Genomic DNA, 14,545 nt, shown 5'->3' with positions numbered 1-14,545 from the left:
GGCTCGGCCCGGGACGTGGCGGCCCGGCCGGTAACGAACGTTGCCGGGCACGTCACGGGGCGTCGACGACCTCGCGTCCGAGGGGCCAGATCGCGGCGGGAACGAGCTTGAAGTTGGCGATCCCGAACGGAATGCCGATGACGGTGAGGCACAGCGCGACACCGGCCAGGACGTGGGACAGGGCCAGCCACCAGCCCGCGAGCACCACCCAGAGGACGTTGGCGAGCCCGGAGGCGATCCCGGCGCCGGGCTTGGGCACGACGGTGCGCCCGAACGGCCACAGCGAGTAGACCGCGAGCCGGAGCGACGCGACGCCGAACGGGATCGTGACCACCAGGACGAAGCAGATCAGCGCGGCGATGCCGTAGCCGGCGGCGAGGACGATGCCGCCGCCGAAGACGAGCCACAGCACGTTGAGCACAAACCGGATCATGTCTTCGAGCATGACCGACCGGTGCCACCCGGTGCCGGCCGTCCAGCCCCGTCGGGCGCCCCGCAGCGTGGGACCGCCCGCCACCGGACCCGGGGCGGGCGGGAGCGACGGGGCGTACGCCTCAGGAGGTCTCCCGGCGCACGATCGCCACCGCCACCCGGCAGAACTCGTCCATGTCGGGATCGAAGCCGGCGGCGATGTCCGGGTGCAGCCCCGAGCGCGTCTCGTCGAGCAGCCGCTGGCAGACCTGCTCCACCGGCTCACCGGCGTAGCTGGCGCTGACCCGTTCCGTGGCGGCCTGCAACGCCGAGGTCAACTGGTCCTCCAGCGGGCCCTGCAGCTTCTGCTGCACGGGATCGAGCCCGCGAGGGTTCAGCGTGACATGTGGCTCCGACATCGGCGCTCCCTTCGTCGGCGTCCGCGGTACCCCACCGCGGCCGTCGGTCAAACCACGTGCGGTGCGGCGGCCACCCGCACCCGGTACGAGAATTCCTCCGCCGGCTCCTGCGCGTACGACAGCCGGCGGATCTGCCGGTCGTCGTCGTAGAGGGCGACGTCCACCAGGACGCCGAGGTGGGCCAGGCCGATGCTGGCCACCCGCTTCTTGTCCTGGAGCACCGCGCACACCCCGCCCAGCAGGGTGCTGGCGTCGGAGGTGCGGTGCCCGGGCGGGCAGCGCAGCACGAGGTCCACCTCGATCGGCCCCGACAGCGGCGTCCAGCCGGTGCGCTGGGCCGCTTCGCAGGCCGCCCGAAGCAGGGCGCGGACCCTCGTTGCCTGCCGGTGCCCGGCGGCGAAGACGGACAGCGCCTCGGTCCTGACCGGTGGCAGGCCACTCACCTCGAACGTCAGGGCGAGAGCGCGGGTGTCCTGCACGACGGCACCTCCTCGTTGGCAACGATCCTGCCCAACGCAACCGGCGGCGGCGGCGGTTCCCGCGAGAACCCACCGATCGGGGCGGACCGACCGGCCCGGGGGCGCTCGACGCCGATCATGAGATCGGCCGAGACGAAACGGATGAATCGCCACGCCAGCCTCATGATCAACGAGGCGGGGCCGGGGGTGGGGCGATCTTGTTACGGTGTGGTCGTGGCGGATGGAGCGGCTGGTTGGGGAAGGAAAATCCTGCTCTGGGCAGGGCTTCCCTTCCTCGCCCTCCTCGGGCTGGCACTCGGCGTACCCGACGTCGCCCCGGCCTGGCAGGCGAAGTCCGGTGGCGGCACGGCGGGCACGTTCACCGCCCTGCACGAGAGGTGCAGCCGCTACTGCGTCTGGTACGGCGACTTCGTCCCGCACGGGGACGGGACGCCGCGTCACGACGTCATCGTCTACGACGGGCCGGACCGGCTGGCCCAGGGGACCACCGTGGCGGCCCGCGACACCGGCGCCCGTCGGGGCGTCTTCGCCGTTCAGGGCGGCGACACCTGGCTGCTCTTCGCCGGGCTGGCGGGGGCCGGCGCGCTCGCCGCGATCGGCTGGGTGGTGCTGCTGGTGCGCGCGATGACCAGCCGGCGCCGGGTCGGGCCCTGACAGGGCCGGCCGCGCCGAGCGGGCGAGGCGCCTCGCCCGGAAAGACCCGAACAGGCGACTGCCGCCGGCCCGGGAGGGCGAGGCCGCAGGCGCGGGGCAGCCGACTGCCGCCGGCCCGGGCAGTCGACGGCCGCAGGCGCGGGGCAGTCGACGGCCGCCGGCCCGGGGCAGGCGAGGCCGCAGGTCAGTGGCGGGCGCGCTTGACCTCGTGGAAGGCCGGCATCCGGATCAGGGGTAGCAGCGAGTCCCAGATCGTCAGGGCGTCGTCGGTGCCGGGGACCTCGGTCAGGATCGGGCCGTGGATGCCCCGCTCGGCGCCCGGGACCATGAGCACCGGCGCGCCGATGTCCGGGCCGGCCGAGGCGTACGCCAGGGCGTGCGACTCGCGTACCGCCTCGTCCCAGCGGTCGTCGTCGAGCGCCGGCGCGGCCTCTCGCAGGCCCGCCGCCTCGACGGCCGCGTCCACGATCTTCGCCGACAGCGGGTTGCCCGCGTCGTGGCTGCGGGCGCCGACCTCGGCGTAGAACCGGGCGACGTCGTCGTGGCGGCCCTCCGCGCGCAGCGCCTCCACCAGCCGCAGCGCCCGGCTGGAGGCGGTCATCGCGTCTGCGTACTCCGGCGGCACCCCGCCCGAGTTGAGGATGGCCAGGCTGAACGCCCGCCACTCGATGTGCAGGCCCCGGGCGTCGGCGACCGCGACGAGCCAGCGGGAGGTGCGCCAGGTCCACGGGCAGGCCGGGTCGAGGAAGAAGGTGGCGTCCATCGGCCGAGCCTACGGGCGACCGGGCCGGTCCGCACGGCGGTGATCCGCGCCACAGCGGGTGCTGTCGGCGCCGTCCCAGCAGCGTCAGGTTTCGCAACTTCGCAGGTCGGGCAGTGTTGGGGCCACGAAACGTCCGGGCGACGCAACCGCTGGTCAGACGGCCCGAACGGCTCGCCGTGCGCCGGGGCGCGGAGCCTCTCCCCGGCCTTGGCCGACACGAGGGGAGGGGTGATGAGCGACCCTGACAAGGCCGGACGCCGACGGCGGCCACGCGTGCGCGCGGTGGCTGCCGCCGCGGCGTTGACGCTGGTGGCACCGATGGCGGCCGCCTGCGGTTCCGACGGGGACGGCGGCACACCCACGATCAACCTGTACTACCCGCCGGAGCAGAACCTGCAGAAGGTCGTCGACGACTGCAACGCGCAGGCCCAGGGGCGCTACAAGATCGCCTACCGGGTGCTGCCCCGGCAGGCCGACGACCAGCGGGTGCAGATGGTCCGCCGGCTGGCCGCCCAGGACAGCGGCATGGACGTCCTCGGCCTCGATGTCACCTGGACCCAGGAGTTCGCCAGCGCCGACTGGATCAGGGAGTGGACCGGGCAGGACCGGGCCGAGGTCGAGCAGGGCACCCTCGCCGGCCCGCTGGAGACGGCGCGCTACGAGGACAAGCTCTACGGCGCGCCGAAGAACACAAACGTCCAGCTGCTCTGGTACCGCAAGGACCTCGTGCCGCAGCCGCCGAAGACGTGGGACCAGATGATCTCCACCGCCCAGGAGCTGAAGCAGCAGGGCAAGCCGCACCAGGTGCTCACCATGGGCGCCCAGTACGAGGGCCTCGTCGTCCTCTACAACACCCTCGCCGAGAGCGCCGGCGGCAAGATCCTCAGCGACGACGGCAAGCAGGCCGTCATGGACGAGGGCACCGTGCGGGCGCTGGAGCAGCTCCAGCGTTTCGCCACGTCGGGCGTGACGTCGCCGTCGTTCAGCAACGCCACGGAGGACCCGGTCCGGCTGGAGTTCCAGTCCGGCGACGGGGCGTTCCAGGTCAACTGGCCGTTCGTCTACCCGGCGCTGCAGGAGGCCGACCCGGAGCTGGCGAAGAAGGTCGGCTGGGCCCGTGTCCCGGGCGTCGACGAGAACACCCCGAGCAAGGTCACCATCGGCGGGATCAACATGGCGGTCAGCGCCTACTCGAAGCACCCCGAGGAGTCCTTCGAGGCGGCCCGCTGCATCCGCAACGAGAAGAACCAGAAGTTCTCCGCGGTCAACGACGGCGTGCCGCCGACCATCGAGAAGGTCTACGCGGACCCGGAGATGGCCGAGGCGTACCCGATGCGGGACACCATCCTCGAAGAGCTCAAGGAGCCGGCGGTCCGGCCGCTGACCCCGGCGTACCAGAGCATCTCCACCGTCATGTCGGCGATCCTGTCGCCACCGTCGGCGATCCGGCCCGAGCAGACCGCCGACGAGCTGCGCGACGCCATCGCCGACGCCCTCGAATCGAAGGGGGTCCTGCCGTGAGCCAGCGCACCCGGCGACTCGACGCCGACCGCCCGGAGGTGGCGGCATGAGCGTCAACGCCACGCCGGCCGGCGCCGACGTGGCCGCCGACGAGACGGCCGCCCGGCCCGGCCGGGACGCCAAGGTGCCGGCCCAGCGCGCCGGTCGGGGCCGCCGCAAGGCCCCGCTGAGCGAGAACAAGAAGGCCGAGCGCCGGCTGGGCTGGCTGCTCTGCGCACCCGCCGCGCTGGTCATGGTGCTGGTGACCGCGTACCCGATCATCTACTCGGTCTGGTTGTCCCTGCAGCGCTACGACCTGCGCTTCCCCGCCGAGCGCCAGTTCGTCGGGCTGGAGAACTACGCCACCGTGCTGACCAACGAGTTCTGGTGGACGGCCTTCGGGGTCACCGCGTTGATCACGGTGGTCACCGTCGCCGTCGAGCTGGTGCTCGGCATGGGACTGGCGCTGATCATGCACCGTACGCTTGTCGGCCGGGGCATCGTGCGGACCGCCGCGCTGATCCCGTACGGCATCGTCACGGTCGTCGCGGCCTTCTCCTGGCGGTACGCGTGGACGCCGGGCACGGGCTACCTGGCCAACCTGTTCAGCGACGGCGCGCCCCTGACCGAGCGGGCCAGCTCGCTGGCGATCATCATGCTGGCCGAGATCTGGAAGACCACGCCGTTCATGGCGCTGCTGCTCATGGCCGGCCTCGCCCTGGTGCCGGAGGACCTGCTCAAGGCCGCCTCCACCGACGGCGCCACCTCCTGGCAGCGCTTCACCAAGGTGATGCTGCCGGTGATGAAGCCGGCGATCCTGGTCGCGCTGCTGTTCCGCACCCTCGACGCGTTCCGGGTGTTCGACAACATCTTCGTGCTGACCGCGGGCGGCAACGAGACCTCGTCGGTGTCGATGCTCGCCTACAACAACCTGATCCGGGGCCTGAACCTCGGCATCGGGTCGACGATGTCGGTGCTGATCTTCCTCACCGTGGCGATCATCGCCTTCGTCTTCGTGAAGCTGTTCGGTACCGCTGCCCCCGGCAGCGACGACGGGGAGAGGCGTTGAGATGGCTGACACCACCACCCGGGCCAAGCTGCGCTGGGGCCTGCTGGACGCCATCGTGGTCGTCTTCGCGCTGGTGCCGGTGCTCTGGATCATGTCGTTGTCGTTCAAGACGCCGGCGACCCTGACCGACGGGAAGTTCATCCCGCAGGAGTGGACGCTCGACAACTACCGGACGATCTTCCAGACCGACCAGTTCGTCCGGGCCCTGGTCAACTCGATCGGCATCGCGCTGATCGCCACCGTGATCGCCGTGGTGCTCGGCGCCATGGCCGCGTACGCGATCTCCCGGCTGGACTTCCCCGGCAAGCGGCTGCTGGTCGGGGTCTCCCTGCTGATCGCGATGTTCCCGCAGGTGTCCCTGGTGTCGCCGCTGTTCGAGATCGAGCGGCAGCTCGGCCTCTTCGACACCTGGCCGGGCCTGATCCTGCCGTACATCACCTTCGCGCTGCCGCTGGCGATCTACACGCTGTCGGCGTTCTTCAAGCAGATCCCGTGGGACCTGGAGAAGGCGGCGAAGATGGACGGTGCCACCCAGGCCCAGGCGTTCCGGCGGGTCATCGCCCCGCTCGCCGCGCCGGGACTGTTCACCACGGCGATCCTGGTCTTCATCTTCTGCTGGAACGACTTCCTCTTCGCCATCACGCTGACTTCCACCGAGCGGGCGCGCACGGTGCCGGTGGCGCTGTCGTTCTTCACCGGCGAGTCGCAGTTCGAGGACCCCACCGGGGCGATCTGCGCCGCCGCCGTGGTGATCACCGTTCCGATCATCCTGTTCGTCCTCTTCTTCCAGCGCCGCATCGTCTCCGGCCTGACCTCCGGCGCAGTCAAGGGATAGGTGGTACTCATGGCTGACATCGTGCTCGACAAGGTGAGCAAGAAGTTCCCGGACGGGACCGTCGCGGTGGCCGACGTCGACCTGGAGATCGCCGACGGCGAGTTCGTCATCCTGGTCGGCCCGTCCGGCTGCGGGAAGTCCACCACCCTCAACATGATCGCGGGCCTGGAGGACATCAGCTCCGGGGAGCTGCGCATCGGCGGCCAGCGGGTCAACGACAAGGCGCCCCGGGACCGGGACATCGCGATGGTGTTCCAGTCCTACGCCCTCTACCCGAACATGACCGTCCGGGAGAACATGGCGTTCCCGCTGCGGCTGGCGAAGCTGGACAAGGAGACGATCAACCGGAAGGTCGAGGAGGCGGCGAAGGTCCTGGAGCTGTCCGCGCTGCTGGACCGCAAGCCGGCCAACCTCTCCGGCGGCCAGCGCCAGCGGGTCGCGATGGGCCGCGCGATCGTCCGGCAGCCCAAGGCGTTCCTGATGGACGAGCCGCTGTCCAACCTGGACGCCAAGCTGCGGGTGCAGATGCGCACCGTCGTGTCGCGCCTGCAGAAGAAGCTGGGCACCACCACCGTCTACGTGACCCACGACCAGACCGAGGCGATGACCCTCGGGGACCGCGTGGTGATCATGCGGGGCGGCGCGGTGCAGCAGGTCGGCCCGCCGCAGGAGCTGTACGACCACCCGCGCAACCTCTTCGTCGCCGGTTTCATCGGCTCGCCGTCGATGAACTTCCTGCACGCCGCCGTCGAGGACGGCACGCTGCGTACGGCGCTGGGCGACGTGCCGATCGGTGAGCGGATCCGGCGCGAGCTGGAGGGGGCGGACGCCCCGCGCGAGCTGATCCTCGGCATCCGGCCGGAGCACTTCGAGGACGCCGCGCTGATCGACGACGACACCCGCCGCCGGGGCGCGGAGTTCGAGGCGCCGGTCGACATCGTCGAGTCGATGGGCTCCGACAAGTACGTCTACTTCAGCGTCGAGGGGGAGCGGGCCAGCGCCGCCGAACTGGAGGAGCTGGCGGCCGACGCGGGCGCGGACTTCAGCGGCGGCGGCGCCAGCCTGGTGACCCGGCTCTCCGCCGAGTCCCCGGTCGAGGAGGGACAGACCCGGCGCGTCTGGTTCAACCTGGAGAAGATCCACCTGTTCGACCCGTCCGACGGGCGCAACCTGACCCTGCACGAGGGACGGGCGGCGGGCGCGCTCGCCGACTGACGTACGCCGGGACGGGCGGGTGGGTCGAACCGACCCACCCGCCCGTCACCGTGTCAGCGGTCAGCGACGTCGCCGGCTGCGTTCCGGGATGTCCGCGTCCACCCGCTCGCGGCGGATCCGGTCGTCGATGGGCTGTTCCTCGACGACCTCGTCCTTGGCCAGGTGGACCCGCTCGACGGGCACCGTCTCCTTGCCGACCACCGGCCGCTCGGCCCGCAGGGTCATCTCCTGCTCGGCCTCACCGATGTCGGCGCGCATGCCGCGTGCGTCGCGGGCGGCGATGGGCTCCCGCTCCACGTGCACCTCGTCGTGCTCGACCGGCACTGTGGTGTGCACGTCCTCGGTGACCACGTACTTGCGCAGCCGTGCCGTGCCGGCGGGCTGGCTCTCCGTGCCGACCCGCATCCGCTCCTCCGAGCGGATCATGTCCTCGCCCGCGGCCGGCGTCCGTTCCCGGCCGGCGCTCGGCGGGGCCTGCGGCGTCAGGCGGTAGTGGCCGTAGAGCTGCTGGATCTGCGTCGTGTCCAGCGGCTGGTCGGTGCCGGCGTCCACGGCCGGGGCGTTCTTCACGGTCGACTTGTCGTAGTCGACGGTGAGCCCGCTGTCGGTGATCCGGGCCTTGTCCAGCGGGGCCATCGACTCCTTGCGGCCCATCAGGCCCGTCTGCACGCTGACCCACGTGGGCTCGCCGGCGGCGTCGGCCCAGATCTGGCCCACGCTTCCGATCTTCGAACCCGAGCGGTCCTTGACGTCCTGCCCGTACAGCGAGTTGGCCTGCTGTTCAGTGAGCTTCATGGGTCGTCTACCTCCCTCTCGTGTCACGGGCCGGATACCCGGCCGGCCGGCGCGGATTCGTCGATGGCCGGCCGGATAGGAGCAGCACCGGCCGCCGGGCGGGCGCGCCGGGGCGAAACCGGGTCCACCGGGGCCCCTGGGACCGGTGGGACCCGTGGGACGTGCCGCCGTCGGCCCGGCTGTCAGTCGGGCCAGACGATCCGCAGCGGCAGGCCCAGGAAGTCGGCGTAACGGCCCAGCGCGCCCGCCACCCGGGCCCGGGTCCTCTCGTCGAAGGGCACCAGCGGGAACACCGTTACCGTCACCCGGTTTCTGCCGACCGTGCGCTTCCACGTGCCCACGACCCGCCCGTCCTGGACGACCGTGGCCTGGAACACGCCGTTGCGCCCCGGCACGACCGCGTCGGCGTGGGCGGGATCCAGCATCAGCGAGCGGTCCCTGAAGCCCAGCAGGTACTCGTCGAAGCCGGGCAGCACCAGCAGGTCGTCGACAGGCCCGCGGGGCGCGTCGAGCAGGGCCGCGTCGACGAGCGCCTCCTGCCCGTCGACCCGCACCACGGTCAGGGCGTCGCCGGCCGCCGCGAGGCCCCGGCGCGCGTCGGTGAGCGTCAGGCCCGTCCAGCCGGCGAACTCCCGGGCGGTGACGGGCCCGTGCCCCCGGACGTAGCGGTGGGCGAGCATCGCCAGGGCCTCGTCCCGCTCCGGCCGGCGCGCCTCGGGCGCCCACTCGTCGAGCAGGGCGAAGGTCTGCTCGGTGCCGACGTTGGGCGCGAGGCAGGTGACGCCGCGGACGCTGGCGTACCAGAGCAGGTGGTAGCCGCGCTGGTCGCCGGTGTCGATGCCGGCCGCCTCCAGCGTGGCCAGGCACCGCGCCCGGGTGAGCCGGCCGCCGCCGGCCAGCGCGGCGCCGAGCACGTCGAGCGCGCGGTCCGCGTCGGCCTCGGTGAGCCCGAGCTGCGCGCGGCGGGTGGCGGCGCCGGCCAGCGAGCGTACGCCGGTCAGCTCCAGCATCCAGCGGGCGTCGCGGGGCGGCACGAGGTGCACGGTGCCCCGCATCGGCCAGGTGCGCAGCGCCTCCCGGCGTTCCAGCGCGGCGTGCACCTCGGCGTGGCCGAGCGCGGGCAGCCGCACCCCGAGCGACCACATGCCGCTGGCCAGGTCCTGCGCCTGCATGGCCCCGAACCATCCCACGATGTCCTCGACCCCGCCCACCGCCGCCGTGGGATGCGGGCGGAGCAGCAGGCCGGTCATCCGCAGCGCGAGCGCCTCGCGCCCGGTCAGCTCCGCTGGCATGGGGGGCTCCTCCGCTCGAATGGGGCACCAGCCTAGGGCCGACCTCCGACATCCGACGCATGACCGCCGTCGCGGCGGGAAAGCGGCCGGCCAGCAGGGGTGCCGTCCGCGCGCCCGGAGGGAGCGACATGACCGCGTCCAGCGAGCCGGCCCGGGGTGCCGGCGTACCGACCCGCGCCGGCCGCGGCGGCCCGGCCGCCAAGACCAGCGCCGCCGCCGCCTTCGCACTGGTCTTCGGGGTGGCCGCGCTGATCAGCGTGCTGACCGTGATCCTGTCCTGGATCGGCCTGCTGCTCGGCATCGTCGGCGTGATCCTGGGCATCGTCGGGCTGAAGATGGCCGGTCGGCCCGGGGTGACCGGCCGGGGCGTGGCGATCGGCGGGCTGGTGCTCAGCGCCCTGGCGGTGCTGATCGGGCTGGCCTTCGCCGCCGGGATCACCACCTTCCTCAACGACGAGGGCGGCGTGAACCGGATCCAGCAGGAGGTCGACGACCTGCGCGACCGCCTCGACACCTGACCCGGCGGCCCCTGCCGGGGCAGGCCGGGGTGCGCGGTACGGCCACCCGCGCCCGACTAGGGTGGTCCAGTGCTCCGAGAGGTTTGCGGGATCCGCTACGTCACCCCGCTGCGCGAGGGCGGCTCGCTGCCCGGCGTGGTGGAGGCCGACGACCTCGGCACGTACGTGGCGAAGTTCCGGGGCGCCGGGCAGGGGCCCAAGGCGCTGGTCGCCGAGGTGGTCTGCGGCGAGCTGGCCCGCCGGCTGGGCCTGGCGGTGCCGCCGCTGGTGGTGCTCGACATCGACCCGGTGATCGGCCGCGCGGAGCCCGACCAGGAGGTGCAGGAGCTGCTGCGCAACAGTGGCGGCGCCAACCTGGGCATGGACTTCCTGCCCGGGGCGCTGGGCTACGACCCGGTCGCGCACCCCGTCGAGCCGGCGCTCGCCTCCCGGGTGCTCTGGTTCGACGCGTACGTGGAGAACGTCGACCGCAGCTGGCGCAACCCCAACCTGCTCGTCTGGCACCGCGAACTCTGGCTGATCGACCACGGCGCGTGCCTGTACTTCCACCACAACTGGCCCCGCGCCGAGGCGGCGGTGCACCGGCCGTACCGGGCCGACGACCATGTGCTGGCGTCCTACGCGACCCGGGTGGCCGAGGCGGACGCCGAGTTGGCCCCGCGGGTGACCCGGGACCTGCTGGGCGAGGTGCTGGCGCTGGTGCCCGACGGCTGGCTGACCGGCACCGACTTCGACTCCGCCGACGCGGCCCGCGCGGCGTACGTGGACCATCTGGCCCGCCGGGTCGCGCGCAGGGGCGACTGGCTGCCGCAGGGGAGCGCGGCGTGAGGGAACCCTTCGAGTACGCCGTCGTGCGGCTGGTGCCCCGGGTGGAACGCGGCGAGCAGGTCAACGTCGGCGTGCTGCTCTACTGCCAGCGGCGGGACTTCCTCGGTGTGCGTACCCATCTGGACGCGGGCCGGGTGCGGGCGCTGGCCCCGCAGATCGACCTGGCCGCGGTGGCGGCCGTGCTGGATTCCTGGGACCGGACCTGCGCGGGCGACGGCCCGTCGGGCGGGATGCGCCTGGGGGAGCGGTTCCGGTGGCTGGCCGCCCCCCGCAGCACGATGATCCAGACCGGGCCGGTGCACACCGGGCTGACCGCCGATCCGCCAGCGGAGCTGGAGCGGCTGATGGACACGCTGGTGCGCTGAGCCGGCTTGAGGCACCGACGGCGGCGGGACGTCACAGCCGACGGTGCATGACGAGCAGGTCCACGAAGCCCCGGGCCGGGTGGCGGAACGCCTCGGGCACCCGCCCGACCACCTCGAAGCCGAGGGACCGCCAGAGCGCCACCGCGCGGGTGTTGGTCGCCACGACGGCGTTGAACTGCATGGCCCGGTAGCCCTCGGCGCGGGCGAGCGCCAGCACGTGCTCGCCGAGCGCCCGCCCCACGCCCCGCCCACCGGCGGCCGGGGCGACCATGAAGCTGGCGTTGGCCACATGGTCTCCCGGTCCGGGCTGGTTGGGCGCCAGCTTGGCCGAGCCGAGCACCGTGCCGTCCGGGTCGACCGCGACCACCGTGCGGCCCGGCGGCGGCAGCAGCCACGTCGTCCGGGCCCGCTCCTCCTCGACGTCCCGCGGCCAGGTGTACGTCTCTCCGGCCGCCACGATGGCCCGCAGGAAGGGCCAGATCAGCGGCCAGTCGTCGATCGTCGCGGCTCTGATCTCCATGTCCCCAGCATCGCTCGCGGCCGGCGGGCCGGACGCGCGACCCCGGGGCTGACCGTTTGACGGCGCAATCATCGGGTAGTCGCGGGAGCTGACCCGACATGAGGAGGGAACACCCGATGGCTGCCCAGACCAAGGTCGCGGTGATCTACTACAGCGCCACCGGCATCACGTACCAGATGGCGCAGGCGGCGTGCGAAGGCGCCGGTGAGGCGGGCGCCGAGGTGCGGCTGCGCAAGGTGCGCGAGCTGGCGCCGGACGAGGCGATCCGTTCCAACTCGGGCTGGCACGCGCACCAGATGGAGACCCAGGACGTCCCCGAGGCGCAGCTGGACGACCTGTCGTGGGCCGACGTGGTGATCTTCGGGACCCCGACCCGGTACGGCGTGATGGCCGCCCAGCTCAAGCAGTTCATGGACACCACCGGGCCGCTGTGGTCGCAGGGCGCCCTGGCGGACAAGGTCTATTCCGCGTTCTGCTCGACGGCCACCTCGCACGGCGGGCAGGAGGCCACGCTGCTGTCGATGTTCCACGTCTTCTACCACTGGGGCGGGGTCGTGGTGACCCCCGGCTACACCGACCCGAGCCAGTTCGTCGCCGGCAACCCCTATGGCGCCTCGCACACCAGCAACAACGGCGAGACGGCGCCGGACGACATCGCGCTCGGCGCCACCGCGTTGACCGCCAAGCGCGCGGTGCGGATCGGTGCGGCGCTGAAGGCGGGCCTGGCCGGCTGACCCGGCGCCGCCGGTTCACCGGCTGGACCGGCGCTGCCAGCGGGTCGGCGGTACCGGCGCGACCGGCGGCCCGGGCGGGGGCTCTCGACCCGTCCAGGCCGCCGGTCGCAGCACCCCTACCCCCGATCGGGGCGGCTATGCACGCTCGGCCGCTCCCGACACCCTGCCGTGCGCCGTCGACGGGCGTCCCGCCAGCGCCGGCAGCAGCGCGCCCAGCAGGTCCGCGAGGACGGCCACGCCGTCGGGACTGAGCACCGACTCCGGGTGGAACTGCACCCCCGCGAACCCGCGCCCGCGCAGCGCGTGCACCGCGCCGTCCGCCGCGTCCCGGGCCAGCTCCACCGGGCCGTACGCGGTGTCCAGCCGGTCGGCGTCGGCGCGCGCCGTGAAGGTGGCGTAGAAGCCGACCCGGCGGCGCGTGCCGAAGACGTCCACCTCCCGCTGGAGCCCCTGGTAGGGGGCGTCGCGGCGGTGCGGCGCCAGCCCGAGCAGGCCGGCGAGCAGTTGGTGGCCCAGGCAGACGGCCAGGGTCGGCCGGCCCTCGGCGAGCAGCCCGGCGAGCAGCCCGCGCATCGTGCGCATCTTCGGCTCGGTGGTGCTGCCCGGGTCGCCGGGGCCGGGGCCGACCACCACCAGGTCGTGGCCGTCCACCGGGCCGGCGGCGTGCCAGGGCCGCAGCGTCACGGCCAGGCCGAGCGCGCGCAGCTGGTGGGCCAGCATGCCGGTGAAGGTGTCCTCGCCGTCGACGATCAGCGCCCGCCGGCCGGCCAGCCCGGGCAGGCCACCGGCACCCGGGGACCGCTGGTCGAGCCAGAACCGGGCCAGCGGCGCGTTGCGCGCGGCCAGCGCGGCCCGTACCTGCGGGTCGTCGGCGAGGCGTACGGCGGGCTCCGGGCCACCGGCGGGCGCCTGCGGGCCGAGGCCGAGCGCGGCCAGCACGCCGGCCGCCTTGGCGTGCGTCTCGGCCACCTCGCCCTCGGCGGTCGAGTGCCGCACCAGGGTGGCCCCGACCGGCACCCGCAGCTCGCCGGCGGGGGAGATCTCGGCGGTACGGATCAGGATCGGCGCGTCCAGGCTCTGCCGGCCGGCGTCGTCGTGGCCGAGCAGCGCCAGCACCCCGGCGTAGTAGCGCCGCCCGGTGCCCTCGTGCCGGGCGATGACCCGGCAGGCGTTCTCCATCGGGCTGCCGGTGACCGTGGGCGCGAACATCGTCTCCCGCAGCACCTCCCGCACGTCCTTCGTGCCCCGGCCGGCGAGCAGGTACTCCGTGTGGGCCAGGTGGGACATCTCCTTGAGGTGGGGCCCGACCACCTGGCCGCCGTGCTCGGCGACCGTGGCCATCATCTTGAGCTCCTCGTCGAGCACCATGTACAGCTCCTCGACCTCCTTGGGATCGGCGAGGAAGCGCAGCAGCGCGGCCCGGTCGGCGCCCGCGCCGGTGTACCGGAATGTGCCGCTGATCGGGTTCATCATGACCAGGCCGTCGTCGACGCTGACGTGCCGCTCCGGGCTGGCCCCGACCAGGATCCGGGTCCCGGTGTGCACCAGGAAGGTCCAGTACGCGCCGCGCTCGCCCCGCAGCAGCCGGCGCAACGCGGCGAGCGCGGCGACCAGCGGCGGACCCTGCACGGTGGCGCGCAGGCAGCGGTGGATGACGAAGTTGGCGCCCTCGCCGCGCCCGATCTCCTCGGCGAGCACCCGGCCGACGGTGGCGGCGTACTCGTCGTCGGTGACGTCGAAGGCGGCCTCGGCGGTGCGCACGGGCACGTCCGGCAGCGCGGCGAGCGCCTCGGCCAGATCGACCCGCTCGTGCCGGTCGATCTCGAGGAACTCCAGCGGGACGCCGTCGTCGACGCAGGCGAAGCCCCGCTCGGTGATCTGCCGGTAGGGCACCAGCGCCAGCGTCCGGGGGCCGGGCGCCCCGCCGGGCAGGGGGAGGTCGGCGAGCCGGCCCGCCGTGCGTACCGTGCCGGTGAACAGCTCCAGGTGCGCGGCGCCCTCACGGCGGACGAGCGCGAACGGGCCGGGGTCGCCGCCGCCGGCGACGGCGGCGAGCAACTCGGTCAGGTGGGTCATCGGGTCTCCTCGGGCCGGGCGGCGCCCGGCGGGGCGACCGGGAGGGCCGGGGAGAGACCGGCGGCCGCCTCG

The 14,545-nt window shown here is 73.3% G+C and carries 17 protein-coding genes; 9 read left to right on the top strand and 8 right to left on the bottom strand.

Annotated features, from left to right (window positions below):
• Positions 1-52: 52 nt before the first annotated feature.
• From AC0OO9_RS04250 to AC0OO9_RS04240, 3 genes are all read right to left on the bottom strand, one after another.
• Positions 53-433, bottom strand: coding sequence for a YccF domain-containing protein (locus tag AC0OO9_RS04250; protein WP_101415103.1), 381 nt, complete (start codon positions 431-433; stop codon positions 53-55).
• Between the two features lie 121 nt (positions 434-554).
• Positions 555-830: a hypothetical protein gene (locus AC0OO9_RS04245; protein WP_484515747.1), complete on the bottom strand. Its 276-nt coding sequence runs from the start codon at positions 828-830 to the stop codon at positions 555-557.
• Positions 831-877: 47 nt separating this feature from the next.
• Positions 878-1,309 carry a RusA family crossover junction endodeoxyribonuclease gene (locus AC0OO9_RS04240; protein WP_484515745.1) on the bottom strand — a complete coding sequence of 144 codons (432 nt, stop codon included), beginning with the start codon at positions 1,307-1,309 and terminating at the stop codon, positions 878-880.
• Positions 1,310-1,522: 213 nt separating this feature from the next.
• Between AC0OO9_RS04240 and AC0OO9_RS04235 the strand changes: the two genes are divergently transcribed.
• The gene (locus AC0OO9_RS04235) at positions 1,523-1,963 is read left to right on the top strand and encodes a hypothetical protein (RefSeq protein ID WP_484515743.1); all 441 of its coding nucleotides are present in this window, start codon (positions 1,523-1,525) and stop codon (positions 1,961-1,963) included.
• A gap of 184 nt (positions 1,964-2,147) precedes the next feature.
• On the opposite strand, the gene AC0OO9_RS04230 is transcribed toward AC0OO9_RS04235, so the two are convergent.
• Positions 2,148-2,726, bottom strand: a complete 579-nt coding sequence (locus tag AC0OO9_RS04230) for a mycothiol-dependent nitroreductase Rv2466c family protein (RefSeq protein WP_151455254.1) — start codon at positions 2,724-2,726, stop codon at positions 2,148-2,150.
• A gap of 231 nt (positions 2,727-2,957) precedes the next feature.
• Here AC0OO9_RS04230 and AC0OO9_RS04225 point away from each other — a divergent pair, with 231 nt between their 5' ends.
• From AC0OO9_RS04225 to AC0OO9_RS04210, 4 genes are read left to right on the top strand one after another with little or no spacing between them, the layout of a single operon-like run.
• Positions 2,958-4,247, top strand: a complete 1,290-nt coding sequence (locus AC0OO9_RS04225) for an ABC transporter substrate-binding protein (protein WP_132238846.1) — start codon at positions 2,958-2,960, stop codon at positions 4,245-4,247.
• Positions 4,248-4,293: 46 nt separating this feature from the next.
• Positions 4,294-5,295 carry a carbohydrate ABC transporter permease gene (locus AC0OO9_RS04220; protein WP_484515740.1) on the top strand — a complete coding sequence of 334 codons (1,002 nt, stop codon included), beginning with the start codon at positions 4,294-4,296 and terminating at the stop codon, positions 5,293-5,295.
• 1 nt (position 5,296) lies between these two features.
• Positions 5,297-6,130, top strand: coding sequence for a carbohydrate ABC transporter permease (locus AC0OO9_RS04215; RefSeq protein WP_121400801.1), 834 nt, complete (start codon positions 5,297-5,299; stop codon positions 6,128-6,130).
• A 9-nt stretch (positions 6,131-6,139) separates the two neighbouring features.
• Positions 6,140-7,345, top strand: a complete 1,206-nt coding sequence (locus tag AC0OO9_RS04210) for an ABC transporter ATP-binding protein (protein ID WP_421451519.1) — start codon at positions 6,140-6,142, stop codon at positions 7,343-7,345.
• Positions 7,346-7,405: 60 nt separating this feature from the next.
• Here the strand turns inward: AC0OO9_RS04210 and AC0OO9_RS04205 are convergent, their stop codons facing one another.
• Together AC0OO9_RS04205 and AC0OO9_RS04200 are read right to left on the bottom strand one after the other, a co-directional pair.
• A complete protein-coding gene (locus AC0OO9_RS04205; protein WP_484515737.1) occupies positions 7,406-8,140 on the bottom strand; it encodes a YsnF/AvaK domain-containing protein in 735 nt (244 codons plus the stop codon).
• Positions 8,141-8,322: 182 nt separating this feature from the next.
• Entirely contained in the window at positions 8,323-9,432 is a 1,110-nt protein-coding gene (locus AC0OO9_RS04200; protein WP_484515735.1) for a winged helix DNA-binding domain-containing protein, read from the bottom strand.
• A 128-nt stretch (positions 9,433-9,560) separates the two neighbouring features.
• Between AC0OO9_RS04200 and AC0OO9_RS04195 the strand changes: the two genes are divergently transcribed.
• From AC0OO9_RS04195 to AC0OO9_RS04185, 3 genes are all read left to right on the top strand, one after another.
• Complete coding sequence (locus AC0OO9_RS04195; protein ID WP_484515733.1) at positions 9,561-9,950, top strand: DUF4190 domain-containing protein; 390 nt, start codon at positions 9,561-9,563, stop codon at positions 9,948-9,950.
• A 69-nt stretch (positions 9,951-10,019) separates the two neighbouring features.
• Positions 10,020-10,778, top strand: a complete 759-nt coding sequence (locus AC0OO9_RS04190) for a HipA family kinase (protein WP_484515731.1) — start codon at positions 10,020-10,022, stop codon at positions 10,776-10,778.
• Positions 10,775-11,143: a DUF3037 domain-containing protein gene (locus AC0OO9_RS04185; protein WP_484515729.1), complete on the top strand. Its 369-nt coding sequence runs from the start codon at positions 10,775-10,777 to the stop codon at positions 11,141-11,143. The genes AC0OO9_RS04190 and AC0OO9_RS04185 overlap by 4 nt, the downstream gene beginning before the upstream one ends.
• Positions 11,144-11,174: 31 nt before the next feature.
• On the opposite strand, the gene AC0OO9_RS04180 is transcribed toward AC0OO9_RS04185, so the two are convergent.
• Positions 11,175-11,663 carry a GNAT family N-acetyltransferase gene (locus AC0OO9_RS04180; protein ID WP_484515727.1) on the bottom strand — a complete coding sequence of 163 codons (489 nt, stop codon included), beginning with the start codon at positions 11,661-11,663 and terminating at the stop codon, positions 11,175-11,177.
• 116 nt (positions 11,664-11,779) lie between these two features.
• Here AC0OO9_RS04180 and wrbA point away from each other — a divergent pair, with 116 nt between their 5' ends.
• Complete coding sequence (wrbA, locus tag AC0OO9_RS04175; RefSeq protein WP_421451509.1) at positions 11,780-12,397, top strand: NAD(P)H:quinone oxidoreductase; 618 nt, start codon at positions 11,780-11,782, stop codon at positions 12,395-12,397.
• Positions 12,398-12,532: 135 nt separating this feature from the next.
• Here the strand turns inward: wrbA and AC0OO9_RS04170 are convergent, their stop codons facing one another.
• Positions 12,533-14,473, bottom strand: coding sequence for an anthranilate synthase family protein (locus tag AC0OO9_RS04170; RefSeq protein ID WP_484515725.1), 1,941 nt, complete (start codon positions 14,471-14,473; stop codon positions 12,533-12,535).
• Between the last annotated feature and the right edge of the window lie 72 nt (positions 14,474-14,545).

Source organism: Micromonospora sp. USAFONa4, assembly GCF_057197825.1.
The sequence above is the reverse complement of the archived record's forward strand: the minus strand, read 5'-3'. Positions and strand labels throughout refer to the sequence as shown.

Coding starts and splice junctions, on each gene's coding strand:
- AC0OO9_RS04195 (WP_484515733.1), top strand. CDS start 9,561: ATGACCGCGTCCAGCGAGCCGGCCCGGGGTGCCGGCGTACCGACCCGC.
- AC0OO9_RS04170 (WP_484515725.1), bottom strand. CDS start 14,473: ATGACCCACCTGACCGAGTTGCTCGCCGCCGTCGCCGGCGGCGGCGAC.
- AC0OO9_RS04225 (WP_132238846.1), top strand. CDS start 2,958: ATGAGCGACCCTGACAAGGCCGGACGCCGACGGCGGCCACGCGTGCGC.
- AC0OO9_RS04245 (WP_484515747.1), bottom strand. CDS start 830: ATGTCGGAGCCACATGTCACGCTGAACCCTCGCGGGCTCGATCCCGTG.
- AC0OO9_RS04220 (WP_484515740.1), top strand. CDS start 4,294: ATGAGCGTCAACGCCACGCCGGCCGGCGCCGACGTGGCCGCCGACGAG.
- wrbA (WP_421451509.1), top strand. CDS start 11,780: ATGGCTGCCCAGACCAAGGTCGCGGTGATCTACTACAGCGCCACCGGC.
- AC0OO9_RS04215 (WP_121400801.1), top strand. CDS start 5,297: ATGGCTGACACCACCACCCGGGCCAAGCTGCGCTGGGGCCTGCTGGAC.
- AC0OO9_RS04230 (WP_151455254.1), bottom strand. CDS start 2,726: ATGGACGCCACCTTCTTCCTCGACCCGGCCTGCCCGTGGACCTGGCGC.
- AC0OO9_RS04250 (WP_101415103.1), bottom strand. CDS start 433: ATGATCCGGTTTGTGCTCAACGTGCTGTGGCTCGTCTTCGGCGGCGGC.
- AC0OO9_RS04180 (WP_484515727.1), bottom strand. CDS start 11,663: ATGGAGATCAGAGCCGCGACGATCGACGACTGGCCGCTGATCTGGCCC.
- AC0OO9_RS04210 (WP_421451519.1), top strand. CDS start 6,140: ATGGCTGACATCGTGCTCGACAAGGTGAGCAAGAAGTTCCCGGACGGG.
- AC0OO9_RS04205 (WP_484515737.1), bottom strand. CDS start 8,140: ATGAAGCTCACTGAACAGCAGGCCAACTCGCTGTACGGGCAGGACGTC.
- AC0OO9_RS04200 (WP_484515735.1), bottom strand. CDS start 9,432: ATGCCAGCGGAGCTGACCGGGCGCGAGGCGCTCGCGCTGCGGATGACC.